Source organism: Lactobacillus sp. HMSC08B12, from assembly GCF_001808415.1.
In the GTDB taxonomy this organism is placed as follows: domain Bacteria; phylum Bacillota; class Bacilli; order Lactobacillales; family Lactobacillaceae; genus Lactobacillus; species Lactobacillus delbrueckii.
Genome location: NZ_KV793117.1, coordinates 1 through 25,232 on the forward strand (window position 1 = coordinate 1; position 25,232 = coordinate 25,232).

26 protein-coding genes and 1 pseudogene are annotated in these 25,232 nt (G+C 46.6%); 6 read left to right on the forward strand and 21 right to left on the reverse strand.

Annotation, left to right across the window (positions count from 1 at the left end):
• Positions 1-231: 231 nt before the first annotated feature.
• From HMPREF3168_RS01940 to HMPREF3168_RS01950, 4 genes are all read right to left on the reverse strand, one after another.
• On the reverse strand, positions 232-672 hold the full coding sequence (locus HMPREF3168_RS01940) for a hypothetical protein (RefSeq protein WP_070488210.1): 441 nt from the start codon (positions 670-672) through the stop codon (positions 232-234).
• Between the two features lie 18 nt (positions 673-690).
• Positions 691-777 (reverse strand): SHOCT domain-containing protein, encoded by an 87-nt coding sequence (locus tag HMPREF3168_RS10905; RefSeq protein ID WP_083289577.1) that lies wholly within the window; start codon positions 775-777, stop codon positions 691-693.
• Positions 778-1,139: 362 nt separating this feature from the next.
• A complete protein-coding gene (trpB, locus tag HMPREF3168_RS01945) occupies positions 1,140-2,339 on the reverse strand; it encodes a tryptophan synthase subunit beta (protein WP_070488212.1) in 1,200 nt (399 codons plus the stop codon).
• 347 nt (positions 2,340-2,686) lie between these two features.
• Positions 2,687-3,622 (reverse strand): LysR family transcriptional regulator, encoded by a 936-nt coding sequence (locus HMPREF3168_RS01950; protein WP_083289575.1) that lies wholly within the window; start codon positions 3,620-3,622, stop codon positions 2,687-2,689.
• 95 nt (positions 3,623-3,717) lie between these two features.
• On the opposite strand from HMPREF3168_RS01950, the pseudogene HMPREF3168_RS01955 reads away from it, so the two are divergent.
• Positions 3,718-5,226 (forward strand): annotated as a pseudogene (locus HMPREF3168_RS01955) (FAD-binding protein).
• Between the two features lie 430 nt (positions 5,227-5,656).
• On the opposite strand, the gene HMPREF3168_RS01960 reads toward HMPREF3168_RS01955, so the two are convergent.
• Both HMPREF3168_RS01960 and HMPREF3168_RS01965 read right to left on the reverse strand, forming a co-directional pair.
• The gene (locus tag HMPREF3168_RS01960; protein WP_070488216.1) at positions 5,657-5,977 is read right to left on the reverse strand and encodes a carboxymuconolactone decarboxylase family protein; all 321 of its coding nucleotides are present in this window, start codon (positions 5,975-5,977) and stop codon (positions 5,657-5,659) included.
• Between the two features lie 30 nt (positions 5,978-6,007).
• Complete coding sequence (locus HMPREF3168_RS01965) at positions 6,008-7,042, reverse strand: zinc-binding dehydrogenase (protein WP_070488218.1); 1,035 nt, start codon at positions 7,040-7,042, stop codon at positions 6,008-6,010.
• 653 nt (positions 7,043-7,695) lie between these two features.
• On the opposite strand from HMPREF3168_RS01965, the gene HMPREF3168_RS01970 reads away from it, so the two are divergent.
• Positions 7,696-8,211 (forward strand): DNA topology modulation protein, encoded by a 516-nt coding sequence (locus tag HMPREF3168_RS01970; RefSeq protein ID WP_070488221.1) that lies wholly within the window; start codon positions 7,696-7,698, stop codon positions 8,209-8,211.
• A 12-nt stretch (positions 8,212-8,223) separates the two neighbouring features.
• On the opposite strand, the gene HMPREF3168_RS01975 is transcribed toward HMPREF3168_RS01970, so the two are convergent.
• The 13 genes from HMPREF3168_RS01975 to HMPREF3168_RS02035 all read right to left on the reverse strand — a co-directional run bounded on the left by HMPREF3168_RS01975 (position 8,224) and on the right by HMPREF3168_RS02035 (position 19,623).
• Positions 8,224-8,625, reverse strand: coding sequence for a hypothetical protein (locus tag HMPREF3168_RS01975; RefSeq protein ID WP_070488223.1), 402 nt, complete (start codon positions 8,623-8,625; stop codon positions 8,224-8,226).
• A 158-nt stretch (positions 8,626-8,783) separates the two neighbouring features.
• Positions 8,784-9,053, reverse strand: coding sequence for a hypothetical protein (locus HMPREF3168_RS10260; RefSeq protein WP_168161983.1), 270 nt, complete (start codon positions 9,051-9,053; stop codon positions 8,784-8,786).
• Positions 9,054-9,080: 27 nt separating this feature from the next.
• On the reverse strand, positions 9,081-9,308 hold the full coding sequence (locus HMPREF3168_RS10265) for a hypothetical protein (protein ID WP_070488228.1): 228 nt from the start codon (positions 9,306-9,308) through the stop codon (positions 9,081-9,083).
• A gap of 81 nt (positions 9,309-9,389) precedes the next feature.
• The gene (locus HMPREF3168_RS01990) at positions 9,390-10,106 is read right to left on the reverse strand and encodes a hypothetical protein (RefSeq protein WP_246825669.1); all 717 of its coding nucleotides are present in this window, start codon (positions 10,104-10,106) and stop codon (positions 9,390-9,392) included.
• Positions 10,107-10,355: 249 nt separating this feature from the next.
• Positions 10,356-11,564 (reverse strand): metal-dependent hydrolase family protein, encoded by a 1,209-nt coding sequence (locus tag HMPREF3168_RS01995; RefSeq protein ID WP_070488230.1) that lies wholly within the window; start codon positions 11,562-11,564, stop codon positions 10,356-10,358.
• 73 nt (positions 11,565-11,637) lie between these two features.
• The gene (locus HMPREF3168_RS02000) at positions 11,638-13,263 is read right to left on the reverse strand and encodes a peptide ABC transporter substrate-binding protein (RefSeq protein WP_070488231.1); all 1,626 of its coding nucleotides are present in this window, start codon (positions 13,261-13,263) and stop codon (positions 11,638-11,640) included.
• Between the two features lie 313 nt (positions 13,264-13,576).
• Positions 13,577-15,211 carry a peptide ABC transporter substrate-binding protein gene (locus HMPREF3168_RS02005; protein ID WP_070488234.1) on the reverse strand — a complete coding sequence of 545 codons (1,635 nt, stop codon included), beginning with the start codon at positions 15,209-15,211 and terminating at the stop codon, positions 13,577-13,579.
• Between the two features lie 387 nt (positions 15,212-15,598).
• A complete protein-coding gene (locus HMPREF3168_RS02010) occupies positions 15,599-16,150 on the reverse strand; it encodes a hypothetical protein (protein WP_148129875.1) in 552 nt (183 codons plus the stop codon).
• Between the two features lie 438 nt (positions 16,151-16,588).
• A complete protein-coding gene (locus tag HMPREF3168_RS02015) occupies positions 16,589-16,903 on the reverse strand; it encodes a PTS fructose transporter subunit IA (protein ID WP_070488238.1) in 315 nt (104 codons plus the stop codon).
• 42 nt (positions 16,904-16,945) lie between these two features.
• Positions 16,946-17,782 carry a PTS system mannose/fructose/sorbose family transporter subunit IID gene (locus HMPREF3168_RS02020; protein ID WP_070488240.1) on the reverse strand — a complete coding sequence of 279 codons (837 nt, stop codon included), beginning with the start codon at positions 17,780-17,782 and terminating at the stop codon, positions 16,946-16,948.
• 2 nt (positions 17,783-17,784) lie between these two features.
• The gene (locus HMPREF3168_RS02025; protein WP_070488243.1) at positions 17,785-18,636 is read right to left on the reverse strand and encodes a PTS mannose/fructose/sorbose/N-acetylgalactosamine transporter subunit IIC; all 852 of its coding nucleotides are present in this window, start codon (positions 18,634-18,636) and stop codon (positions 17,785-17,787) included.
• Between the two features lie 33 nt (positions 18,637-18,669).
• On the reverse strand, positions 18,670-19,167 hold the full coding sequence (locus HMPREF3168_RS02030) for a PTS sugar transporter subunit IIB (RefSeq protein ID WP_070488244.1): 498 nt from the start codon (positions 19,165-19,167) through the stop codon (positions 18,670-18,672).
• A 15-nt stretch (positions 19,168-19,182) separates the two neighbouring features.
• Positions 19,183-19,623 carry a PTS sugar transporter subunit IIA gene (locus HMPREF3168_RS02035; RefSeq protein ID WP_070488245.1) on the reverse strand — a complete coding sequence of 147 codons (441 nt, stop codon included), beginning with the start codon at positions 19,621-19,623 and terminating at the stop codon, positions 19,183-19,185.
• A gap of 216 nt (positions 19,624-19,839) precedes the next feature.
• On the opposite strand from HMPREF3168_RS02035, the gene HMPREF3168_RS02040 reads away from it, so the two are divergent.
• The 4 genes from HMPREF3168_RS02040 (at position 19,840) to HMPREF3168_RS02055 (ending at position 24,144) form a co-directional block, all read left to right on the forward strand.
• The gene (locus HMPREF3168_RS02040; protein WP_070488247.1) at positions 19,840-20,823 is read left to right on the forward strand and encodes a substrate-binding domain-containing protein; all 984 of its coding nucleotides are present in this window, start codon (positions 19,840-19,842) and stop codon (positions 20,821-20,823) included.
• Between the two features lie 62 nt (positions 20,824-20,885).
• Complete coding sequence (locus HMPREF3168_RS02045; protein ID WP_246825668.1) at positions 20,886-22,148, forward strand: sensor histidine kinase; 1,263 nt, start codon at positions 20,886-20,888, stop codon at positions 22,146-22,148.
• Between the two features lie 18 nt (positions 22,149-22,166).
• Entirely contained in the window at positions 22,167-22,856 is a 690-nt protein-coding gene (locus HMPREF3168_RS02050) for a response regulator transcription factor (RefSeq protein WP_070488252.1), read from the forward strand.
• Positions 22,834-24,144, forward strand: a complete 1,311-nt coding sequence (locus tag HMPREF3168_RS02055) for an ABC transporter substrate-binding protein (RefSeq protein ID WP_070488255.1) — start codon at positions 22,834-22,836, stop codon at positions 24,142-24,144. The genes HMPREF3168_RS02050 and HMPREF3168_RS02055 overlap by 23 nt, the downstream gene beginning before the upstream one ends.
• A gap of 73 nt (positions 24,145-24,217) precedes the next feature.
• On the opposite strand, the gene HMPREF3168_RS10270 is transcribed toward HMPREF3168_RS02055, so the two are convergent.
• Both HMPREF3168_RS10270 and HMPREF3168_RS02060 read right to left on the reverse strand, forming a co-directional pair.
• Positions 24,218-24,388, reverse strand: a complete 171-nt coding sequence (locus HMPREF3168_RS10270; RefSeq protein ID WP_002878430.1) for a hypothetical protein — start codon at positions 24,386-24,388, stop codon at positions 24,218-24,220.
• A 22-nt stretch (positions 24,389-24,410) separates the two neighbouring features.
• Complete coding sequence (locus HMPREF3168_RS02060) at positions 24,411-24,743, reverse strand: hypothetical protein (protein WP_070488257.1); 333 nt, start codon at positions 24,741-24,743, stop codon at positions 24,411-24,413.
• Positions 24,744-25,232 lie beyond the last annotated feature (489 nt).

Consider the following 25,232-nt stretch of genomic DNA (forward strand, 5'->3'; position numbering starts at 1 on the left):
CACTCGTATTTTTCTGGCGAAGAATTTTGTCAAGTCGCTTGAGATCGTCATCGGACAATTTGACAATGTGTTTTTTAGAAGTAGGTGTCATGGTTGATAAACCTCCATAGCTAATTGATAGATATACTACAGAGATTGTACCAGAATTGCACACCACTTCCAAAATATCATCATGACGCTACACTAGCTCATCCCATTAGCTTGCCGGCAGGGGATGAGCTTTTTTTGTGTCTATTTCAGTCGGTCTAAGACGCCCTGGCGAAACTTTAAACAAGCGGTTGTAACTTCATCCACACCCACAACGTGCATAGCTGCAGTATATAGCGAGATGTCTTCAAATATCTTAGTCAATACTGACTCTTCAATTTCATGAGACATTGTATAGCCGAAATCACTATCAAATTCATAGTAAACAAACCGATCGTTTATAGGCTCATAGTAGACGTCTGTTTTACCGTACGAAAATAGTTTAATTCCGTAGTTCTCACTTTTTGTGAGTACAGATGCTCCGTCTTGACTAAAAAAGATGAAATCATCGTCAAATACCATCTTTGATAGGTCGCTGGAATTAGCAGTGGCGGTAGTTTTAACTTTGGCCACTAGTTCAGCTGCTCTAGATTGAATGGCTTCATTGATGGGTTTAACTGCTAACTCGTAAGTTTCATATGACATGGTTATACCTCGGGTGGTTTATAGATTAAGTATTTGTGCTTTTTTAGTGTCGAATTCGTCCTGTGTAATCGCTCCAGTGTCTAATAGGTCTTTTAATTTTGCCAGCTGGGAATTAGTTGTATTTTAGCATGATCTAAAAGAGTTGTATTTTAGCATGATCTAAAAGAACAGAAGTTTTCCAAACAAAAAGCATCCCTGCCCTGTACATTGCTGTGCGGCGGGATGCTCTCATCAGAAATGACACCTTGGTAATCCGTTTAATTGTAATCTATTTCTAATGCTTTAGCAAGCCCAAACAAAAACAGCATCCCCTGCCCCACAGATTTCTCCATGGGAGGGATGCTGTAAAAATGTTCTAATTATTAGGAGGAAAAAGTGATAACAATATAATTTCTTGCGTATCTCCAGACAAAAAAGAAGACCGGAAAGAGAATGGGGTCTCTTTCCGGTCTTGTATATTAAATTACTTAAATTTCTTCACCCAGGTAGGCGGCAACTTGATTAACGTCCTTGTCCCCTCTGCCTGACAGGTTGACCATGACAATTTGGTCGGGATCCATTTCCGGTACCATCTTGATGGCTTGCGCCAAGGCGTGAGAGCTTTCCAAGGCTGGGATGATACCCTCAGTCTCAGACAGGAGCTTGAAGGCGGCAACTGCTTCATCGTCAGTTATTGGGTAGTATTCTGCCCGGCCGCTATCCTTAAGGAAGGAGTGAACTGGCCCGATGCCCGGGTAGTCCAGACCAGCTGAGATTGAGTAAGCTGGCAAGATATTGCCTTCATCATCTTGCAAAACGTAGCTCTTCATCCCGTCATTGATACCGACCTTGCCATTGGTCAAGGTTGCGGCGTTTTCCGGAGTGTCAGCCCCCTTGCCGGCCCCTTCTGCCCCGATCAAGCGGACTTCCTTGTCCGGTATGAATTCACCGAAGGCCCCGATAGCGTTGGAGCCGCCCCCTACGCAGGCAATGACGGCATCTGGCAGGCGGCCAACCTGGTCCAGGAATTGTTGTCTTGCTTCCTTACTGATGACTCTTTGGAAACGTTCGACCATTTGCGGGTATGGGTATGGACCAACGGCTGAACCGACCAGGTAGAAGGTAGTGTCCAGGTTTTGGGCCAAGTCTTGGAAGGCTGCGGCAACGGCATCTTCCAGGACTTGGGTGCCGGCAGTGATGGCCTTGACTTCGGCCCCCATGAGGCGCATCCGGAAGACGTTCAATCTTTGCCGCTCACAGTCTTTAGCCCCCATGTAGATAGTGCATTTCATCCCGAAGCGGGCAGCTACAGCTGCAGTGGCAACACCGTGCTGGCCAGCACCAGTTTCAGCGATGATCCGCTTTTTGCCAAGACGCTTGGCGATTAGGACTTGGCCTAAGGCGTTATTGATCTTGTGGGCACCCAGGTGGTTGAGGTCTTCACGCTTAAGGTAAACCTTGGCCCCACCCAGGCGTTTGGTCAATGATTCAGCGAAGTAAAGCGGAGTTGACCGGCCAGAGTAATCGCGCAGCAGCTGGTCAAGTTCGGCGTTAAAGTCCGGATCATCCTTCACCTTTTCAAATTCTTCCGCGATTTCATCAAGTGCTGCCTGGATTTCAGCTGGCACGTACTGGCCACCAAATTCGCCGTAAAACATTTCCTTCTTTTCTGCAGTTGCTTCAGTCATGATAGTTCTCCTTGTTTGATAGTTTATTTTTTAATTTATTTCTAATTCTGCTATGTGGGAGCCTATACATGTATATCTAACTTTGAGTACAAAAAAAGACTATCTGACCAACTATGCCAAACAGTCCTTTGATTTCTTCAGAAACGATTGTCCTGGCATAGACTCCCTAGATTATTGCAATCAGTGAGTCTACACCATTTAACATGCAGCCTCACTTAGTCACGCCAGTCTTGCCAAAGTTTACCTACAGTCATTTTAATCGTTCCTTTCCAAATTTGTCTTTTCTTTTGAAGTTGATTACATTTTAAGCTTCTCCCCAGATAATTGCAAGAGCTTTTTCAAAAAAATTACTCAGCCAGGTCCTGCCGGTTCCACCGCTTCTGCTCAGCCCGGACCACCCGCTGAATCGCCCTAATTAGCGGGGTAAAATAAGGCCGGTCCGCAAATTCCCGCCGGTAACCCACGCTATAGTTAAACTGCAGGGGAACCTCCAGGCGAATATATTGGAAGTCCGGGCTGTCTGGATCGTAAAGGAAGTTAGGGACAATTGCGAGTGACTGGCTGCTTGCCACATAAATTAGCAGATTTGACATTTCTGCCATTTCAACCAGTTCCACTTGCGGATAATCCTGCTCTAAAATCATTTTCAACTGACTGATCGCTGGTATCTGCTCCACCCCCTGCCAAAGGACCAGCCGCTGGCCAGCCAGCTGCGGCAGGGTCAGGCGGTTAAACTTATTCAAGTCACTTTCTTTAGGAACAATCACTGAAAAGCCGCCGCTAAAGAGTGGGGTGTAGGCCAATTCCCGGTGACTTTTGAACAGGTCTTCTTGGAAAAAGAGCAGGTCAACCTCCTTATTGTCCACTGCATTGTCCACTGCCTTAGTCACTGCCTTGCTGCTGGGATTAAGGTTCTGCAGTTTTAACTGGAAGCCCTGCTTATTTAAATACGTGATCAGCTTTGGCAAAAATGCCCGCTCAAAGGGCACGTTGGTGTAACCAATCGTCAGCGGATCAGCCAGGTGTTCTTGAATACTCATCTGGCTGATGGCAGACGAGATAATCTGGTCGGCCGCGCAGACCTTTTGCCAGAAAAAGCGGCCATTAGCGGTCAGGCTTACCCGCCCTTTCTCCCGCTCAACCAGCTGTACCCCCAGTTCCGCTTCCAGTTTCTGAATATTTTTAGTGACCGTCGGCTGGGACATAAAGAGCTCCTCAGCCGTCCGCGTGTAGTTAAGGGTCTTACCCAGTGAGATAAAGCATTTGATTTGTGTAGTGTTCATAGGCCATTCCAATCTGTTATAGCCCTTATTCTAACTCTTTTTAGCCGCCAGGCAAAGGCAGCGTTACCATAATAAGTAACAGGAGGAATTTCATCATGACAGAAAAAGCGATCTATGACGTAATCGTTGTTGGTGCAAGTAACGCCGGGGCAATGGCTGCAGCGGCTGCCCGGGAAAAAGGAGCTAAAGTTTTAGTTATCGACAAGAGTAGCGATACTACTTATCTTTTCCGCAATACCGTTGCTTCAATCGGCTCAAAAGCACAAAAAGCTGCCGGTGTTAACATTGACAAACAGGAACTGGTCAACTATATCATGTAATTCAACCAGGACAACTCCGACCAGCGGCTCCTTAACGTTTGGGCTGAAAACAGTGCTGAAGCAGTTGACTGGCTGGATGATAACGTTTTGCGCCCGCACGGGGCTTACATGAAGGCCACTGCTGACGCCTACTATGAAACACCAATGAACCGGGCCTTCCCAAGCGGCAATGAAGTTACCAATGCTGAAGGAACCATGTGGGCCATGGGCTGGGGCAAGTGGTTCCTTGAAAAACTGGCAGACATGGGCTGCGAGCTCCGCTGGCACACGGCTTTGGAGCACTTAACGGTCGAAAATGGAGCTGTAACTGGGGTCAAGGTCCGCAAGGTCGAAACTGATGAGGTTTACGAAATCAAGGCAACTAAGGGGGTCATCCTCTGCACCGGGGGTTATGGCGCAAATCTGGCACTGATGGAAAAGTGGAACCTAAGCGGGCTGAAGACGACTGTATACGAAGACGGTCCACGTGACGATGGTTCAGGGATTGTGGCCGGACTTGAAGTAGGGGCAGCTAAAGATGAACTGCCAGCTTCGATCGTCTTCAACCGCGGCAGCGTCCCAGTCGGCACCAACGCCAAGAATTTTTACAAGATCGGCCTTAGCACCGTCGGCAAGCCGGGTTACCTCTGGCTGGGAAGTTATCCTTTCCTGCGGGTCAACCTCAGAGGTGAACGTTTCTATAACGAAAGCTCACCATATCAATTCGCGATGAATGCTGCCCTGCGGCAGCCAGGTTACCTGCAGGCAATGATCTGGAATGAAGAAAGCATGACAGACGAAAAGCTGGCGCAAGTGCACACCCTAGGTTGCTCCCGCTTTGAATGGCCGGGGATTTTTGACGGTCCACTGGCCAGAAATGAAGTTCAAAGCAACTTGGAAACTGGTCTGGTGCAAAAGGCTGATACGATTGAAGAACTTGCAGAAAAGCTACAGCTTCCGGTTGCTATCTTGAAGGCGACAGTTGAACGCTACAATGAGCTCTGCCACGCCGGTAAGGACGAAGACTTCGGCAAGGAAGCCTACCGCATGATCGCGATTGACCAAGGGCCATACTATGGTGCCTTCGTCGGCGGCCGCATGCTGGCAACGCTGGACGGGCTGAGAGTCAACACCAAGATGGAAGTTGAACGTGAAGACGGCAGTGTCATCCCTGGCCTTTACGCGGCTGGCAACTGTGCCGGCGGCTTCTTCTTTGGATCATACCCGGACCATGTACCTGGTCTGACCGCCAGCCACGCCGACACTTTAGGCCGCTTGGCCGGTAAGTTTGCCGCTGAAAATTAACTACTACTCTGATTTAAGCATCCCCGCGGGGATGCTTTTTTCGTCAATTGGCAACTATAATTTGATCCCTCTGGCAAGTACTTCTAATTACGATTATAATAATCATGATTAGACTAAATACGATTAGAGGAATTTCGTAGCCATCAAGAAGATTGATAAGTCCTTACGAAAGAACTACAAAATCACGAGTAACTTATAATAAAAGCAATTTTATCTCATTCAGATATGATCAAGATTTGAGCCTGTTGGAAGCGGCACTTTTTTAATCGGCAGTTGGCCCTACTCTCTTAAGGGTGGCAATGTATATCCACGGATTGCCGCGGCATACAACAGAAAGTACTTCACCCTTCCTTCCCGGTACAAGTAAACTGTAAAAACAAAGATCGTCATTCCACCCATGTGGTCTGACGATCTTTTTGTATATTCTGATTTAGTCCCCGTAGACTTCTTCAATCAAAGGGAAAGTACTCCACGCCTTAGGCCAGCCGCAGTAGAAGGCCAGCTGAGTAACAATCTCCACTGCTTCTTCCTTGGTGATCCCATGCTTTTTGCCCAGCTCCAAGTGGGCCTTCAATTGCGGGTACAAGCCTGCGGAAAACAGCGCCGCAATAGTAATCATGCTCCGGTCTCTCGCCGACAATTTGTCTTCTCTTGACCAAACTTCCCCAAACAAAACGTCATCGTTCAGCTCCGCGAACTTCGGCGCCAACTTGCCCAAGCGATCGCGGCCTACAGTTTGTTTTTCTGCCATTTTTATCGCCCAATGCCCTTTTTTAAAAAATTACTTGTCTGCCACGACCAGCAATGACTTAATTGCTTGCCGTTGATCCATCGCTTCATATGCGTCTTGCACATGATCAAGGTCAAAACTCTTAGTGAAGACCTTACCTGGGTGGATTTCGCCCTTCAAAACAGCGCCCAGCAAGACTTCCTGGTCGTAAGTAGTGACGTTAGCGGTCCCGCCGCGCCAGCCGACATTCTTCCAGAAGAACTTGTTTGTTTCAGGTTCCTTTTGCGGAACCCCTACCCGGCCGACAACCGCACCAGCACGGGCGATCTGACCAGCCTGATCGATAGAGCTGCTTGCCCCAACGCATTCCAAAACAGCATCAGCGCCGTAGCCGTCAGTCAGTTCCAAAACCTTCTTTACCGCGTCTTCACCACGTTCACTGACGATGTCAGTTGCACCGAATTCCTTGCCCAAGGCTGCCCGGTCTTCGTGGTGGCTAAGCAGAATGATCTTTTCAGCACCGAGCAATTTGGCTGCGATAACCCCGCACAAACCAACCGCGCCGTCACCGATAACTGCTACTGCATCCCCCGGCTTAACTTCCGCGCTAGCCGCAGCATGGTAGCCAGTTGCCATAACGTCTGACAAAGTCAACAGGTCATTCAATTGCTCTTCAGTGTAGTCGCTTGGCTGGCCAGGGATTTTTACCAAGGCGCTGGCATTCTTAAAACGCAGCTTTTCAGATTGGTAACCCTTGTTGCCGCCAACTTCCACGTTTGGACAGTTGCCGTCAAAACCAGCCTTGCAGATCTTACACTTCATGCAGCCGTGGGTAACCGGAGCGATGACGAAATCGCCGACCTTGACATTGTCAACCTTGTCACCGACTGCTTCTACGACACCGATGGCTTCGTGGCCAACTGTGCCTTGAGGCCGGTCAGAAATGCCTCTGAACCACCACAGGTCTGACCCGCAGACGCAAGCTCTAATTATGCGGATAACCGCGTCGGTGTCTTGTTCAAGTGTTGCATCTTCAACTTCCCGGGCTTCAACCAGGCCTTTTTTAACGAAATATGCTGCTTTCATTTTTTCTCGCTTTCTGTGTAAAAATCCGCTAACGTTCTTTAATAATTATTGTAGCCTTTAGCTATAATTTTGGCGAATACTTAGCTTGTATATTGGTATACGTGAAATCTATAGTCCCTTTGATCGCAAAACCGCATCCCATGAGCTGGATGCGGTTTGTTAGTATGGAGTTTGATTAAACTACAGATTAGTTGCTTTCCTTGGTTCCGATGACGGCGTGATACTTTTTGTTGAGCCATTTTCCCCGCCTGTAACTATCGTAGTCCCCTTTGGCAGATTAGGTTCATACTTCTGAATCGTTTTATAAGGCGTAACTTTGTATTCAACTTCCGACTTAGTACCAACAGAAACTACTTGATCAATCTTTCTTTGGATCTCATCTACCGTGAGACCATAGGTAGGTCTGATAGTGGAATTCGAGAATATGCACCGCTTTTCTTATCTTCCGGGTGAGGTTCAATTGTTATGGACTTCCTGTCCGGCCCATAGACCCAATACATTCGCATTGCTCCACTAGTTTTTAGTTCGAGTCCTATACAAATCATCAAGGAAACTAAAGAAAGTTTGATGATCCATGGGTATAATTTAGCTACTGTGTAGCTGAATTGATATAATATTGAATAATATCAAAAGAATACCGAAAGGAACACATCATGAAGATCGCAGTAATGGGTTACAGTGGCTCTGGAAAATCAACTCTATCCCGCAAGTTAGGTGAATTGTACCAAGTTCCCGTTCTTCACTTGGATAGCGTCCAATTTTTGCCAAACTGGAAAACGAGATCAACGGAAGAACAAGGCAAGATCGTCCAAACTTTTCTTAACGATAATCCTAGCGGCTGGGTCATCGATGGAAACTACAACAAACTCAGCTATGAACGCAGAATCATTGAAGCGGACATCATTATCCAACTCTTATTCAGTAGAAAAGACTGCCTGCTTCGCTGCATCAACCGCTATCGTACCTACAAAGGGAAGACCCGGCCTGATATGGCAGTAGGCTGCGATGAAAAATTGGATTTTGACTTCATCAAGTGGATTCTTTGGGATGGCCGATCAAAAAATATCCAAGACCGATATGTCCGAGTCCAGAACGAATATCCCAGCAAAGTGGTCGTTCTCTGTAATCAGCAGCAACTTAACGGATATCTGCAAAATCTAAATGACTAGCAACAAATGAACTTATTCAGCATCCAGTCCTATTGCGGCTTCTGCTTGACTCTTATCGAGATTCATAGACTGCATCAGATAGTCAACTGCATGCTGATTTTGCTCTGCCTTTGCTCTGGCAATTCTCTTTACTATATGTTGGGTAAATACTTCATTCATGCTTGTGCTGCCATTTGGATCTTCATTAGTGAGTTCTTCAATGACTTCTTGGAGGTCATCCCCTCCGCCCATGGTCATGATTGAATCCAAAACAGAAATCATTTCTTCATTGTGCAATTTCTTATCGCTAAATTTATCGTCTGTTTCCTTTAATTGCCCTAAATCAGCAATTACCTGTTTGCATCTTTCTACCGAAGCTGGCGTGTATCCTAATGCCTTCATTGCTTCTTCTTCAGACAAATTCTTCGATTCCATCAAAGCCTGGAGCAAATGCAGCTTATTCCTTGCTCGAGCAACGTCAACCCGTACTTTATAGTAAAGTCGTTAACCAGCTCATCTTCTTTAGTCGTCTTGTCAACAATCTCATACAGTTCATCCAAACTGTCCATCAAAATCATCATTTCTCCTTCTTCCTACCCAAGCAGTTGTTCGATTACTTCCAGCGTCTCTTGATACAGATCGTTGTAACTCAAAATCCCGCTCTGCAGCATATCTGCCAAAACGGTAATCTGTACCGAGGCCATGTGCGCATAATCGTCATCTTCAAAGATCGGAAACTCTTCTTCCATGAGCTTCTTCATTCTGGCAAAAGCATACGTCGCCAAAACAACTGGATCCATGTCACGAGGAAACTTGCTTATTTCCATTTCAAACTCTCTTGCCGCAAACTCTTCTTCACTCATATTATTCGCAGCTAAAAGTTCCTGCAATTACCCTGGTGCAAGCCGCCCATGCTCTGTCATGTTTACCATGATCGTTGTCAAAGCCATCCCTAACTGCGTCCCCTCTTGCTCAGTAAGGCTCAGATTGTTCTTCTCCATCAATTCCAGGCTAAAGATAAACGCAAGCTTGGCCAATGCTTCATTCTTGTCACCATCGTCAACCTCCTTAAGCCCCGCGTCCAATTCGACTCTGGCAATTTCTTCTTCTGACTTCATCGTTTTACCCCCTAAAATTTCCTAGCGTCATCTGATACATGCACTGTATATAAGGTAGCAACTTCACTTAATTTCTCCCGGCTACAGCAGCTGGGAGACTTTTCTCCTTGTTTCCGTTAGCCAGTTTAACCCAGCAACTTTGCCCGGCAGCGGCCTGCGCATTGCCAAATACATCATTCCGCCTCTTTCTTTGAAAAGGCTGGAAAATGACTCACTGACTTCTTGCGTTCTGACAACATACAATCGGCGCTCAGTCTGAATTTTAACGACCCGTTTCACATACTGCCGCCTTCTCTCTTCCATTGTCGTCACCGACCCTTTAGGATAAAGTAACTCAAGCAGATTCAAGGCATCCTCGTACTTGCGCCGGTCAAGCCGTTGATTCCGCTCGAACTTGACCAATTTTGTACTCAAGTCTTGACTGTATGGCATCAGCTTTCTCAAAGGCTCGATAAACAAGGGATTCTTACAAAAATTACTAATTTTGTCATATGTCGTGCCCCGTCCGATCTCTTGCATGAAAGCTTGAAGTTCTTCTTCCTGCTCCCTTGACAGCAGCTCCTCTGGCGTTTTTTCTTTCAGACCTTTGAGATTACAGAGCTGCAAGCTCAGATTCTCGGGCTTTGCGGTTTTATAGGTAGCCGGACTCCTCTTTATCATATCCAGCATTCTCTGGGCGTATTTTTCTTCTTGGTATTTAGACGCTTGCCAAAGGTTGACAGTATATCTTTCAGAACAGTTCCTCGCGAAATACAAACCTGTTTCTTTATCGACGATTACGTATCCTCGCTCATCCATTTTCTTCACCCAGTTTCTCCCCATCCACTTGCCTGTTTGGCCCAAAATTATCGCATATCCTGCTATTTTTTAAAAATTTTTCCTGGGCTTGGTCTTCCAGGTGGCTATCACTTGCCTCCTGTTCCTCATCCCTAAACCGTACTCACGTTCTGTTTCTGCCCTTATTCTACCGCCGCATTTTCCCGAACGCCAGTTTCTTTTTCCAAAAAAATAAAACTCTAGACAGAAATATGTCTAGAGTTAAGTGAGCTAAAACTTTCTTTGTCCGTGTTGGTAAACCTGCTTATCGCTTTGACCAACCGCTGCCACATCTTGCAGTGGATTGTCCTTCAATACCAGGAAGTCGGCATACTTACCCACCTCAAGTGAGCCGTATTTCTGGTCGATCTTCAGCAGTTCAGCACTGCCCAGGCCAGCGGCCCGCAAAGCTTGATAGTTGCTTGCCCCGGCTCTGGTAAGTTCTACCAGTTCCCTCCAAGTCTGATTCAATGGGTTGGCTGGAGTACCTGCATCAGTCCCCAAAGCCAATTTCACCCCAGCCTTGATCGCCCGGCCTACATGAGTGTAAAAGTCATCCAAAGCATTCCGCATCTTTTGAATTGAGAACAGAGTCAAATCCGGCGCGTCATCTGGCAGATTGGCCACTTGGTAACCAGCAATCAAAGTTGGTGAAAGGAAGATCCCCTTCTCCTTCATGGTCTCAATGTCTTCGTCAGTCACGTAGAAGCCGTGTTCTACTGAATCAACGCCAGCTTCAACACAATAGTGAATCCCTTGCGCTCCTTGAGCATGGGCACAAATCGTCATGTGCTTGGAATGGGCTTCCTCAACTGCCGTCTTGATTTCTTCAAAAGTCAATTCCGTATCATCAACTTGGTCAGTCGTTGACATGATCCCGCCAGTAGCCATCAACTTGATGTTTTCTGCCCCCAGCTTAAATTGCGTCCGGACCGCCTTGCGCATTTCATCTGGCCCATTAACCAGCCAGGATGACTCAAATTCGTTGTTTTCGCCATTTCTGGCATCTCCGTGACCGCCAATTACTGAAATTGCCCGGCCACATGGCATGATCCCCGGCCCTTCAAAAGGATGCTGCGCTCTTTCCCTCTTCAACTTGATGTCGACGTCAAAGCCAACCGCGCAGCTGCGCAGGTAAGTCACCCCGCCTTGCAGGCCTGACCGCAGATTCTCCAAAGCTGCCACGGTCGTGCTAGTTTCAGTTTCTGGATACGCCCGCTTAGCATAAGGATCCATCCCAATGTGAGTGTGGGCATTGATCAAACCTGACATTACATATTGGCCATCCAGATCTACCGTCTTGTCAGCGGCTTTTACCTCGCCTTGGCCGACTTCAGTGATTTTACCAGTCGCTTCATCAACGGTAAACCAGGCATTTTCCTTTACCTCATCTTCAGTCCCAACAAATAAATTACAGTTAACAAAAGTCGTCTTGGTCATAAGAAGTCTCTTCTTTCTATACTCTCTGCTGTTATTAATCGTTCAGTTTTTGAAAATCAATCTAGTCAACTGTTTATTTTTGATAAACGTAAGCGTGGGCAAACCAGTAAGAACCGCCGTTAAAGACAACGCCGTGAACCGTTGGCCGGACAAGCCAGGCCTGGCCCATGTGGTAAAGCGGAGTCAAAGCTTGCTGGTTGGTCAAAACTTCCTCTGCTTGCAAGAGGTAGCTGAGCCGCTTTGCGCCAGTCGCGGTTTGTGACTTGTTAACGGCTTGGTCAAAAGCCTTGCTTGACCACTTGCCGAAGTTGTAGCTCTGGCCCGTCAGCATGTATTTCAAGAAGTTGTAAGGATCCGGGAAGTCACCGGTCAAGCCGGTTAAAGTGACTTGGTATTGGCCGTTAAGCATCCGGCTGACCCGCGTGGTCTTTGGCAGATTTGATACTGAAACGTCAACTTTGTCACCAAAAGCGGCCTTAAAGCAGCTTTGCAAGTATTCAGTCGTTTGCTTGGAAGTATCGTCATCGTCGCCAGTCAAGGTGAAGCTGAGCTTCTTCATGCCCAGTTGCTTCAAGCCCTTTGCCAGGTATGCGGCAGCCTTCTTTTTGTCGTAAGTCATGTAGACATTGTTTGGGTTGCGCTTTTCAACGTAAGCCGCGAACTTTTGCCCGCTAGCTACTACTGTTGGCGCGGAGAATGTCTTGGCAACAGTGTTTTCGCCGCCAACCGTCTTTACCAAAGCTTGCCGGTTAACTGCCATTGAAAGGGCCCGTCTTACCCACACGTTTTGCAGGAACTTGTACTTAGATACGTTGTAAGTCAAGTATTGGGTGTTCCCTTGCCGGCGAACCGTGTAAGCGTTGTTGGTCTTCATAGCCTTGGCCGCCTGGCTGCTGAGCAGGGCCGCGTCGAGCTTACCGCTTTGATAAAGGTTGAGGTCTGTTGACTGCGTCTTTTGCACACTGTAGGAAACTGTCTGCAGCTTGACTGACTTCTTGTTCCAGTAGTAGGGATTCTTAACAAGTTTCCAACTCAAGTTTGAACCCGTCCAGCCAGTTTGCTTGAAAGCTCCATTGTAAACCATGTACTTAGAAGCCGTGCCATACTTTTTGCCGTATTTTTCAACAGCCTTCCGGTTTTGCGGGAAAAGTCCGCTGGCTACCAGATACTTCATGTATGGCAGCTTGTGTTCCAAACTGACAACCAGCTTGTACTTGCCAACAGCCTTGACCCCCAATGAACTTGGCTTTTTCTTGCCAGCCACTACTGCATCAGCATTCTTGATCCCGTCATACAGGTTCCCTTGCTGAGAAGCAGTCTTCGGATCCAGAGTCCGCTGCCAGGCATAGACAAAGTCAGCCGCGGTTACCTGGTCGCCATTTGACCAGCGCGCGTTCTTGCGCAAGTAGAAGGTCCAGGTCAAGCCGTCCTTTGACACTTTTGAGGACTTGGCAACGCCTGGAGTCAACTTGGAATTTGCGTCCAGGTTGTACAGGCCTTCCATAACATTGTTGAGTTCCTCCACGCCAGTGGTGTCGACTACCTTGGACGGATCCATCGTTTCGATCTCTGAGGTAGTCATCCAGTTGAGCTGAGACTTCAGCTTAGCCTTGGAAGCTGAGGATGAATCGCAGGCTGACAAAGCACCAGCAGTTAAAGTTAATGACGCTACGACTAATAATTTATGCAATTTGTTCATGATCTTCTTCTCTTTCTTTGTTGCTCTTACTTCTCGGTTTACGCGCGGAAAAAATATTTTACTTGCCCAAAAGGGCAATAATTCGCGCGGAAGCTGTTGCAATCAAAGAAATAGAATTTGCTCTCAAGATTGAACTAAATTTTGCCTTTACCTGTCATCTTTCGGATTCCTCTCTTTCATTTTCTTTTAAGATATTACCCATGTTACTAGATTTAGATTAATTTTCAAGACTTTTTTAAAAAAGTTTATTTTCTTTTTTACCAGACTCGGTTTAAAAGAAAAAGGCACCGAAGCACCTCATTATTTTATTATCTTATTTACTTTCACTCGTCGCGTAAGCAGTCTTGAAGTCGTTGGCGGAGCCAGTGAAGACCACCCCATGGACATTTGGTCTGATCATCCAGGCCTGGCTTAAGTGGAAGAGCGGAGTAATCCCCTGCTCTTTAGCCAGGATTTCCTCGGCCTTGGCCAGCTCCTGCAGCCGCTTTTTATCGCTGGAAGCACTGTTTGAAGCATCAACAATCTTGTCATAGGCAGAATTGTTCCAGGAGCCAAAGTTGTAAGTCTGGCCACTGTGCATGTACTTTAGGAATTCATAAGGGTCTGGCGCGTCAGTCGTTAGACTCATGAAGCAAAGCTGGTAAGTTCCATTCATTAAGTGGCTGATCCGGTTGGTCTTTGGCAGACTCTTCACGGAAACGTTAATCTTGTTGCCAAAAGCCGCGTTTAATGCACTCTGCAGGTACTCGACCGCCTTTTTGCTCATATCATCGTCATCACCCATGATCGTGAAGGAAATAGACTTTTTGCCCAGCTTCTTCAGAGCAGCGGCGAAGTATTTTTGCGCTTGCTTTTTTGAGTACTTACTGTATTTAGCCGCGTCAGTCTGGCTTACAACGTATTTAGCAAAGTTCTGCCCGCCAATTGCCATGCTGGCTGAGCTCATGGTCTGGGCAGTCTTATTGTAGCTGCCGACTGTATTGACCAGGGCCTGGCGGTTGATAGCGAGGGAAATTGCCCGCCGCAGATCAGCGTTCTTGAAGATAGCCACCTTCTTGATGTTGTAGTTCAGGTAGTAGGTGTTATCCAGGTCACGCACAGTATAGCCCGCGCTCTTTTTCAGCTGGCTAGCCGCGGAAGTGTCAAGCAGAGCCGCGTCGAGCTTTTTACTCTGATAGAGGTTGTAGTCCGTTGACGCCGTTTTCTCAACACTGTAGTTGACGGTCTGCAGCTTGACAGCTTGCTTGTCCCAGTAGTATTTGTTCTTGACCAGTTTCCAGGTCAGGTTTGAACCAGTCCAGCCTTTCTGAACAAAAGGTCCGTCGTAGTACTGATATTTCGAAGCCGTGCCATACTTTTTGCCGAACTTTTCAACGGCCGTCTTGCTGACCGGGTACATCCCGCTGGCAACGGTTGTCTTGAAATAAGGTACTGGGTGAACCAGCTCGACAACGAGCTTGTATTTGCCAACGGCTTCTACCCCTAGACTAGACGCGGACTTCTTGCCTTCAGTGATGGCGACCGCGTTCTTGATCACCTGGTACTCTGTCGTGTTTCCGGCACCAGTCTTTGGATTGACCGCCCTTTGCCAGGAATAGACAAAGTCTTGAGCTGTAACTTTTTCACCATTTGACCAGTAAGCATTCTTCAGAAGGGTAAACGTCCAAGTCAAACCATCTTTAGATACCGCTGCTGTTTTGGCGATGCCTGGCTTAACCTTGCCATTTTTCCTAAGGCGGAAAAGGCCTTCAAATGTATTGGTCTCTTGCTCCCCACTTGCCGTATCCACAGTAGTGTTGGGATCCATAGTTTCAATTTCTGACGTGGTCATCCAGCTGATCGACTTTTGGTAAGTCGCCTTGCTGCTGGCGCTGCTGCTTCCGCAGGCGCTAAGAGTAGCCGCAACGACACTAGTAATTACCATGGGAATATAGTTTTTCTTTTTCATGTGATTTGGTCCTTTTCTCTTGATTGATCTGTTGCTTTCTTTAAAAGTCGCAGCACAATCGATCGGTTGAAAAGACCCGCTTCACCATAAAGTGAACTATCTCAATTTTACTTTCATTATTAACTTCCATCCTTTACTTTTTGTTTTTGAGATAGTTTTATTATACTGAAGCAAGTCAAAATGTAAAGTTAGAATTTCATTTTCATCTCATTTTTTGTTAAAAAGTTCCTTTTTTTAAAATCCGGATAAAATGATTCCCTTTTCAGTAGAAAAAAGACTGACAAAATTAATTGCCAGTCTCTTTCGTCTATTCCAAGAGCTCTTCCTGCTCCATTTTTTCGATGATCTTGTTGAGCATTTCAGAAACATTGCCTTTTAAGCATCTTTTTATTTCACCAAATTCAGCTTTTTGTTAGCCGCAATGATTTTCTCCTTCAAGAATACGGCAAGAGGCTCATCCAGACTGTAGTCACCGCAAATCACATTAGTCAAGGACTTCATGTCACTTGATTCACCTTCCTCTTCTCCCTTGCCGCTAATGATGATCACAGGGCATTGGCCTGGCAAAATAAGATCTGGGTGTTTAGTACTGCGGAATTGGTGAACAACCTTTACCGTGTTGCTGCCATATGGATTAAAACCGAACAATAGTACCGCTCCACAGTCTTCATCGAAGTAATCTTCACCGATCAGTCTGAACATCGTCATGTCCATCTTAGACGTGCAATAACGGCCAAGGAGGCCAAGATTGTCGGTCTCTTTTGCCATCCGCAATGAGTAGAAGTGCTTCTTCTCATCTTCATCCTGTACGACCACTTGCGCGAGCGGACCATTGACCTCATCTTGCTCACAACCTGCCGTGTTTAGTAGCACTTGAGAGTTTTTCACATCCGGGAAAATAGCCTGAAGCACCCGCATGGCAGTTTCATCATTCTTCAAGACCGTTCAAAACACTTCGTCATTGCTCAGCCCTTGGTAATTAGTATTTTCCATATTCATATTTTTCTTTTGCTCATATAGCAACCACAAAATTATTTTTCTCAGCAACTTAATTTAAGCACTTTCAAGAAGTACCGCAAAGTCCTCCTTTTTTGGAAAGGAAAAGCCCGCGCAAAGGCGCAGGCTAACTAATTACAGCAAAAAGTAATTTACTTTCTTCGTCAGAATCTATCAAAAATCGCACTCGTCTTCCTCATTAAAAAATTAGGTAAAACAGAATCAATCTAACACTCCAACAAGCACAAAAAATTGCCCTGCTGCCACCGGGCTCTCATCCAGCGACTGCAAAGCAATTGAAATAGGGTAGTTTATAACTCGTTTTACTGTTTTTGAGGAGTTTAGTAAAAGTGAGTTGGAAAAGTAAACTAGTATTTGCTACTAGCGTTTACCATGACTGACCTGCTTTTGCAGGTAATCAAGCTTTTGCTCATAATCATCGATCAGAGCTTGGAGATTCCGCTGGCCTTTCCAACCAGCATAGCCAAATAGCAACATCCCTGCCGTCCCCAACACTAGCAAGGCGATTCCTAAAATATTGAGAAAAATATTTTTCGCATGGAAGAAGTAGACCAGGACAATTCCGCTCCCGCTAAGTATGCTGCCCAGCTGGAACCAGTAGCCCAGATTTCTTAACATATGCTTTTGATAGGCTACCTCGTTTTGATATCCCTTACGCATTTCTTCAAAAGTCATAATCAAGATCCCTCTCTAGTCTAAGAACGGCAAGGACGAATATTAGTAGGACAGGCCTGGGTTGAAGAAGCCAACCAGGACACCGACAAAGGAAATTACGACCAAAATCAGCATAGTCCAGATTGCTGAAACGTGCTTCTTTGACATCAGCCACCAGCAGAAGATAGTGATCAAAACGGTCAAAAGCCCTGGGAAGATTGAGTCCAGCTGCTTTTGCAGGTCCAGGAAGACCTTGCCGTTTGAGTTGTACAGCTTCAAAGAGGTAGTGACGTTAACCCATGATGCCAGCACCCCGCCGACAACCATGGCACCAACCGTACCAATTGCCCGGCGGACAGCAGCGCCTTGTTCACCAACCAGGAACTCTACCGCCTTGTCCCCCAGCTGGTAGCCGCGGAAGTAAAGGAAGCGCTGGCCGAAGTAGGCCAAAAGTACCCAAACAATGATGTAGAAGATGGCACCGACTGGTGAGCCGCCATTGGACATACCTAAAGCGATACCCAGAAGAATTGGAATCAAAGTCCCGTCGATCAAGGAGTCACCGATCCCGGCAATTGGCCCCATCAAACCGGACCGCATGTCGTTGATCGTTTCACCGTCAATCCCGCGGTCATTTGCCCGGGCTTCTTCCATACTTGCCGTGATACCAACGATCACTGAACCCAGCATTGGGTTGGTGTTGAAGAAGGCCGTGTAAGCGTGGATAGCGTTGACCTGGTCTTCATGCTTTGGATAAAGCTTTTTCAAAATTGGCAGCATGGAAGCCATGTATCCAAAAGTCTGCATGTGTTCTTGGGAGAAACAGGTCAATGCCCCCCAGAACCATAAGTTGAATGACTTGCTTAAAGTCTTTTTGTCCAGTTTCTTAGCGTTGTCCATGATTAGATGTCCTCCTCTTCCTCATCGTCATCATCAATTGAGCCGGCTGATACCGTTACCCGCTTGCTTTCGACCATTTGTACTTCGTACATGATTGCGGCAAAGAGCAGGGAAACGATCGTAACTGAAACCAGGTTCAAGTGCAGGGATGCACAGAAAGTGAAACCAACCAAGAATGGCACGAAATCCATTGGCTTGTTAACGATCTGCCGCAGCAAGATAGCGATCCCGACACATGGCAGCATCCCGCCGACCGTAAACAGGGTCTTCATTGGAATCCCGTCCATTGGCAAAGCGTTACGCAAAGCAGTAACAGCAGTTGCCCCAAAGTGCGTCAAAAGCATGGTTGGGATAAAGGAGAACAAAGCGTGGGACAGCCATGGCCAGCCGAAGTTGACTGAGTACAGCTTGTCCAGCTTGCCGTTTTCAACGTCCTTCCAGCCTAATGACTGCCAAACCAAGTTCATCGTCGCAACGGCGTAGTATAGAACAGTGCCGACCGTACCAACCAGGGTACCGACTGACTTAGCCAAGTTAGCGGCTGAAGTACTCAGCGGGTTCAAGTTTTGCGCGGAAATTGCCACCATGGCCAGGGGAATCCCGATGTAGGAAATTGCCCGGACGTCGGCTGAAACGGTACCACCTGGAGTAACCAAGGCGATGTAGACCAGTTGCATGGCCACCCCGCAGGCAATCCCGAGCTTCAAGTCGCCCAAGATAATCCCGCAGACCAAGCCGCCGACCAAAGGACGACCAATCGTGTAGTTACCTACTGCTTGCCCTGCCATACATGAGTTGGAACACAAACATGCGAACAAGCCCAAGATGGCAGCCTGGAACCAATTAATTGTCATTTTAAAAATCTCCCTCTTTTTAAAAAGAACTTTTTAGTAACCAAACTTTGACTTAAACTTTGACCATTCACCAATTCTTTGATCTGGCAATAAGGCGAAGTCAACCGTGTAGCCGGCCTTTTCGATCGCTTCAAAGGCATCCCCTTCTTCTTGGGTGAAGGACTGGTTGTCACCGAGCTTGATCGCACCTGGCCGGTCATTGCCTGGACCAACGTTGACTACCTTTACGTCGCTTGGCTTAAAGCCTTCGTCAACCAGGATCTTCTTCATGTCCAGAGGACTCTTGGTAATCAAGAAGTAACGGGTGTCTGAGTTCAAGACCTTGTCTTGCACCTTTAAAAAGTGCTCCATCGTCCAGACAAAAGTTTTCTTCCCTTCGGCCGCTGCTTGATAGGCTTCTTTCAAAATCTTGTTCTTTGCTGCCTTGTCATTAACAGCAATAATCCCGTCACAAGGACGTTCCTTCCCCCAACGGGTGGTAATCAGCCCGTGGATCAGCCGGTCATCAATTCTTACAAATGAAACTGACATCTTTCTTCCTCCTCGTTAAATCTCATCATCATCGTCATCAGCGCTGTCTGCTGATAATTTGTATTCCTTTAAGGCTTCCTTGGCTTCACTCAAGGCAGTAGCCGCCAATGTCTCCCGGTCCATTCCATCCAAGGAAACAGCAACTGCCAGAGCCATGGTGAAGTTCATCCCGCCCAAGATCGTTGCCCGGTCGAGCAGGCCGTAATCAGCCGCCACGCTCAAGAAGCTGGTCAAGGGACTGCCACCAATCAAGTCTGCCAAGATCACAAATTCATCGTCAGCGGTAAACTTGTGCTGGTCCAGCAGGCTCTTGACTTCTTGCTTGAAGTCATCAGCTGATTTCCCATTATGCAGGCCAATTGCAAATATACGCTCCGTGTCACCGGTAAACATTTCCAGAGAAGTCTTCAAGCCCTCTGCAAATTTGCCATGTGAGACCAAAAGTACATATTTCACTTTCTTACCTCCTTGCTTAACTTTCGAGATAAGTTTATCATTCCAGCAATCGCTTACATAGTGTAAGATGTCACTTGTTCAACCCCACCAGCTTAGCTTTTTGTCATTATTTGCAAGCAGAAATATGACATTTGTCACATGACTAACGTGACATTTTTCCATATAATTTACTTAAGGTGTTTGATTAAAACGTTTCAATACTAAGGAGGAAATTGTATGACCTTTCATGACAAGCGGAAGTTTAGCAAGCAGCTGGTCTGCAGCACTTTCGCCACTGTCGGTCTAATTCTACTTACATATTTTCTGCTAAATCTGCATCCCTGGACCAAGCGGCAATACACAGTCGGGACCAGCTACATGACCATGAACAACAACTTCTATGTCATTTTGAACGAACAGATCGCCAACTCGGTCAACCAGCATGGTGACCGTTTGATCACCCGGGATCCGGCATTAAAGGTCGACAAGCAAGTCCAGCAGATTAATGATTTCATCAAGGAAAAAGTCGACTTGATCGTCATTGCCCCAGTCGACGGCAACTCTGTGAAAATCCACCAGGCTTTAAGAAAAGCGCGGGCAGCTGGCATTAAAATTATCAATGTCGACACGGAAATGAAGTGGGCAGACGCTAACTGCACGATTGCCACTGACAATTACCGGGCCGGCTCCCTGGTCGCCCGTTACCTTCTTAAAAAGGAAAAACAGGCAAAGATTCTTCTCTTGACCCAGGCCAGTGCATATTCTGCTAAAGAACGGATCAGCGGCTTCTGCGCAACGCTTTCTAATAGCTCAAAGGCGAAGAACTACAAAATAGTCGACCGGCTAGAGACCTTTGGCCAGTCAGAAATTGCTCTGCCAAAAGTCACGGCTTATCTGAAAAAAGGTAAAAGCTTTGACACGGTCATGGCCTTAAACGATCAAGCCGCCATCGGGGCCCTGTCAGCAATCGCTGCTCAAAAACTGGATAAAAAAATCCACGTTTACAGCGTTGACGGCTCCCCCAACATGAAATTGCTGATCAGCAAGAACTCTAACGCGGTAGCTACTGCTGCCCAGTCCCCGGTCAAAATGGGCAAAAGCAGTGCTAAGGCTATCTACGGCTTACTGAAGGGGGAAAAGGTAAAAGAGAAGATTGTCATACCTACTGAGATAATCGACCGGGGCAATCTTAATCATTACGGAACGACGGGGTGGCAGTAATGGAGCAAAAGACAATAATGGCCCAAAAACTCAAGAGTCTCTTTCTATTCAGAAGGGCGATGATGTGGCTGAATACAATCATTGTGCTTTACATCTCTGCAATTTTTTACGGGGCTTCGGTCTATATCGTCAACCACAATTTCAGCTACCAGTTCTTGAACCAGTTGAACCGGATTCCCTTTTCTCCCGTAGCTATTTTCTGGACAGCTAATTTGACCATGCTGCTTCTGGCAACTATTATGACAATTCGCCATCATAGCAGTCATTCAGTCAATTCCAGCGCGTCATTCTTCATCATTGAAATCCTCTTGTCGATAATCATTTATATTGCCTTGCAAACCAGCTACAATGGTCTCTTTCTGCTAATCTTGGTTGATTACTTCCTATTCAGCCGGAACATGGCCCACATTCACCACCTGCCTTTTTGGGTCAGCATCTCCCTGCTTTTTCTCTTGCTCTATTCAGTCTCTGATTACGCGATCTTGGGCAGCTTCTTGAACATGCCAAATCTGACCAGCTATATCAGCTTTCTGCCGGTAAAAATCCGGACCAAGTTGATCATCATCAAAAATTTCTTAACAACGCTTAACCTGCTCTGCTTCATCGGTATTATCGCTGCTTACGGTCTTTACCTGCTTAACCAGGATCGCAATATCCAGGAAGAGCTTTCCCAGGCGGCCCGGACAAATCTTGAATTAAAGAATTACGCGGCCTTGTCAGAAAAAATCGCCCAGAACCGGGAAAGAAAGCGAATCGCCAGGGATATTCACGACACCGTTGGCCATGCCTTGACAGGTATTTCAGCCGGCGTTGACGCGACCAAAATGCTGATTGACATCAATCCGCAAGCCGCCAAAGAGCAGTTAGACAAAATATCGGTTGCTACCAAGCAAGGGATCAAAGATGTCCGTAAAACGCTCAATCAAATGCGGCCCGGCGCCCTTAATGGCTATACCCTGGAAGCCTCCCTTAAGAAAATGCTGCAGGAATACAGTGACATCTCCCACTTGCAGATTAATTTTAGCTATGAGTGGCAGCAGCCCGATTTTGAAAAGACAACCGAGAATGTCATCTTCAGAATCATTGAAGAAGCCATCACTAACTCATTAAGGCACGGCCATGCCAGCAAAGTTAATATTTACTGTTTGGAAACTCCGGCAGCTTACCTGCTCAATATCCAGGACAACGGAACCGGGGTGAAGATGATCCGGCCAGGTTTTGGGATCACCCAGATGAAAGAGCGGGTCGCGATCATCAACGGCAAGATTACTTTTGATGGCAGCCAGGGATTTTTAGTCAGCGTAATGATTCCAAAAAAACAGTAAAAATGAGGAGGAGAAAATATGATTAAGGTGTTAGTAGCAGATGACCAAGCCCTCATCCGCGATTCATTGAAAATTGTGCTAGAAGCATCCGGCAAGTTCCAGGTTACTGATACGGCCGGCAACGGCAAAGAAGTTCTGGACAAAATCGCTGTCCGGCAGCCAGATGTCATTTTGATGGACATCCGCATGCCGGAGATGGATGGGACAGTTTGCACCAAGTATGTCAAGGAAAAGTATCCGAACATTAAGGTGATTATCTTGACGACCTTTGATGATGATGATTTTATCTTCAGCGCTTTAAAGTACGGGGCTTCGGGCTACCTGCTTAAGGGGGTTGAACCAGCTCAGCTTTACCAGGCCATTGAAACAGTCTACCGGGGCGGGGCCATGATCAACCCGGATATCGCGCAGAAAGTCTTCACCCTCTTTTCCAGAATGGCGCAAAGCAATTACGCAATCAGCGTCAATGACCAGGAGGCCCGGGACTTCACACCGCATGAACTCCGGGTAATCCAGCAGGTTGGCTTTGGCCTGTCTAATAAGGAAATCGCGGCCAAGCTGTTTTTGAGCGAAGGCACTGTCCGCAACTATATTTCAAAAATCTTGGACAAACTTGACCTGAGGGACCGGACCCAGCTGGCAATTTGGGCCATTCAAAGCGGCGTCACCAGCGAGGTAATCAACGATGACCAAGCAGACAAGCAGTAACCGCATCAATTCCACTTGGCTGGTTTTATTGCTGATCGTCCTTCTTTGCGCGGCTTCTGCGGCTATAGGTGATTATTACGCGGAAAAGTCAAAAACGCTGACGGTTGCTTTTTATACTGGCAGCAGCTGGGACGCGCCAAGTGGCAAGCCCTATCAGATGATCGACTACGCGATTAAAAAATTTCACCGTAAGTATCCAGACGTTAAGATTCAATACGAAACTGGGATTACCAAGAAAGACTATATCAATTGGCTAAGCGGCAAGATCGTTTCTGGACAAACTCCAGACGTTATTTTGGTGCCCGACGAAAACTTTGCCACAATGGCATCCGAAGGCGTGTTGACCAGCTTGGACCGGTTTATTGACAGCGACAAGCTTGATACTAGCAATTTTTATCAGCCGCTGCTATCCAGTGACCGCTACCTGGGTGCTCAGTACGCCCTGCCCTATGAAGCTAATCCCCAGCTGATGATCTACAATCAAAGCCTGCTGGAAAAATATGGCCTGCCAAGTAAGTTATCTAAGCCAACGGTTGATGAATTTGAAGCAATCAGCACCCAGCTCAGCAAGGTTAAAGGGAAAAAGCTTTATGGGACAACCAGTGACTTTAACTGGTATAACGCGGCAGCAGCTTATCAAGATGAGCCTTTTAACATCAGCGACCGCCGCATAAATTTGACCAGCAGCCGCTTTAGCAAAGCAATCAAGTTAATGCAGCAGCTTTACGCTAACGCGGGAAATATGAACGTAACCAGTGATCTTTTTGACGAAGGGAAAGTGGCTTTTGAACCAATCTATCTGGCTCAGTACCGGACCTACACCTCCTATCCCTACCATGTCACCCGGTCCTATAACTTCCAAGTCGACTGCTGTCAGATGCCAAGTCTAAAAGGCAGCAGCAGCACAAGTATTGAAAGCAGTTCCTGGGGGATTGCCAATAGCAGCGCAAATAAGCGAATGGCCTGGCAGTTCATTCAAATGCTCTGCTCAGACCAGGAGTTGCAGCAAAAGCTGATGGCCAGTTCAACTGGGAGCTCAGTCTTAAAATCAGTTGTCCAAAGCCGGGCAACGGCGAAAGTTCTCCACCAATATGGCTCTGATTCTCAGAGTTTGAACAATTGGCAGCTGGATAATTTACTGAAGAGTGGCAAACTCGCCCCGCGTTTTAAAGAGTATACGGAAGTGATCAACTTGCTTAATTCACGTTTAAATACCGCGTTACAGAACGGGGACGTCGATACCGAACTCTATGACATCCAAACCGATGTTAACAACCTTTTAAAATAACCGACAAAAAAGCAGCCATGAACTAGCGATCTTGCAATCCATGGCTGCTATATTTTTTGAAATAAAAATGCTCCTACATCACGCTAATCAATAGCAAACTGATCAGCAAGGCCAAAATAAAGCAGATGCCGATTAGCCAGCCCAGGATCTTAAATGAGACCTTGAGCAGAAAAGCGGCGATCGCCACCGGCACGGCCACAATAGTTAAAAATATCAGTAAAATCAAAAACGAAATCGTAAACATAATAGTTACCCTAACTTGTCCTCTATCCCCTAAATACAAGTTTAAGGTAACCCAAGCAGGCGCGGACTGTCAACCTTCTTGCTTTTACTATCCCCGTCATAATATCCGTCCGCATCACGACATTGTCCCGGCTGATCTTCAAATCGCTGACCTTCTGGGTAAAATTGTTGAAGCGGTTCAGCAAAAAGCACATCCCGATCGCAATCGTCAATGATGTCGTCCGCAAAGCTCCCCCGCTCACTTCCTGGATCACGATCCCCAGAAAAACCACGAAAAAGGTATAGAACATAAAGAGGCGGTCGCCGCTGAAAGTCTTTTGCTCAAACTGGTGATAGGCAGATACAATCGCGAACATCACGATAATGCAGATAATGAAATAAACGTAGTAATAACGGCCTTGATGATAGTGGCTATTCTGGTCAATCGAAAAGGTCTAGCCAGTAGCAATTGACGCAAGCTGGAAGAGAACATTCCCCGGCAGCAATACTGCCAGCAGGCGGTCATACTTTGAATGCCGCACCCAAATATGAATAACGAAGTAGCCTAGAAATGGTTTTAACCTGTAGTTTAAAAACTTGTTGATTACCAACCATATTCTGTATTGGCCCGAGACGCCATCCAACATGACCGAAGTCCACTCAATTAAATTGATTAAAAAGTGTGCGCAAACTCGTGTCTTTAGACATGAGTCAAGCACGCAAAAACGCCCCATTGGGGCGTTTTTTAGTTTCTCTTTCTTCTCTTTCTTTCCAACTCGCCATATTTGCCATTCTGTTGTTTTTTCATGGCTACCGTGTACTGCGAAGCAATGTAGTTTTTCACGACTTCTTTGCTCATGTCACCC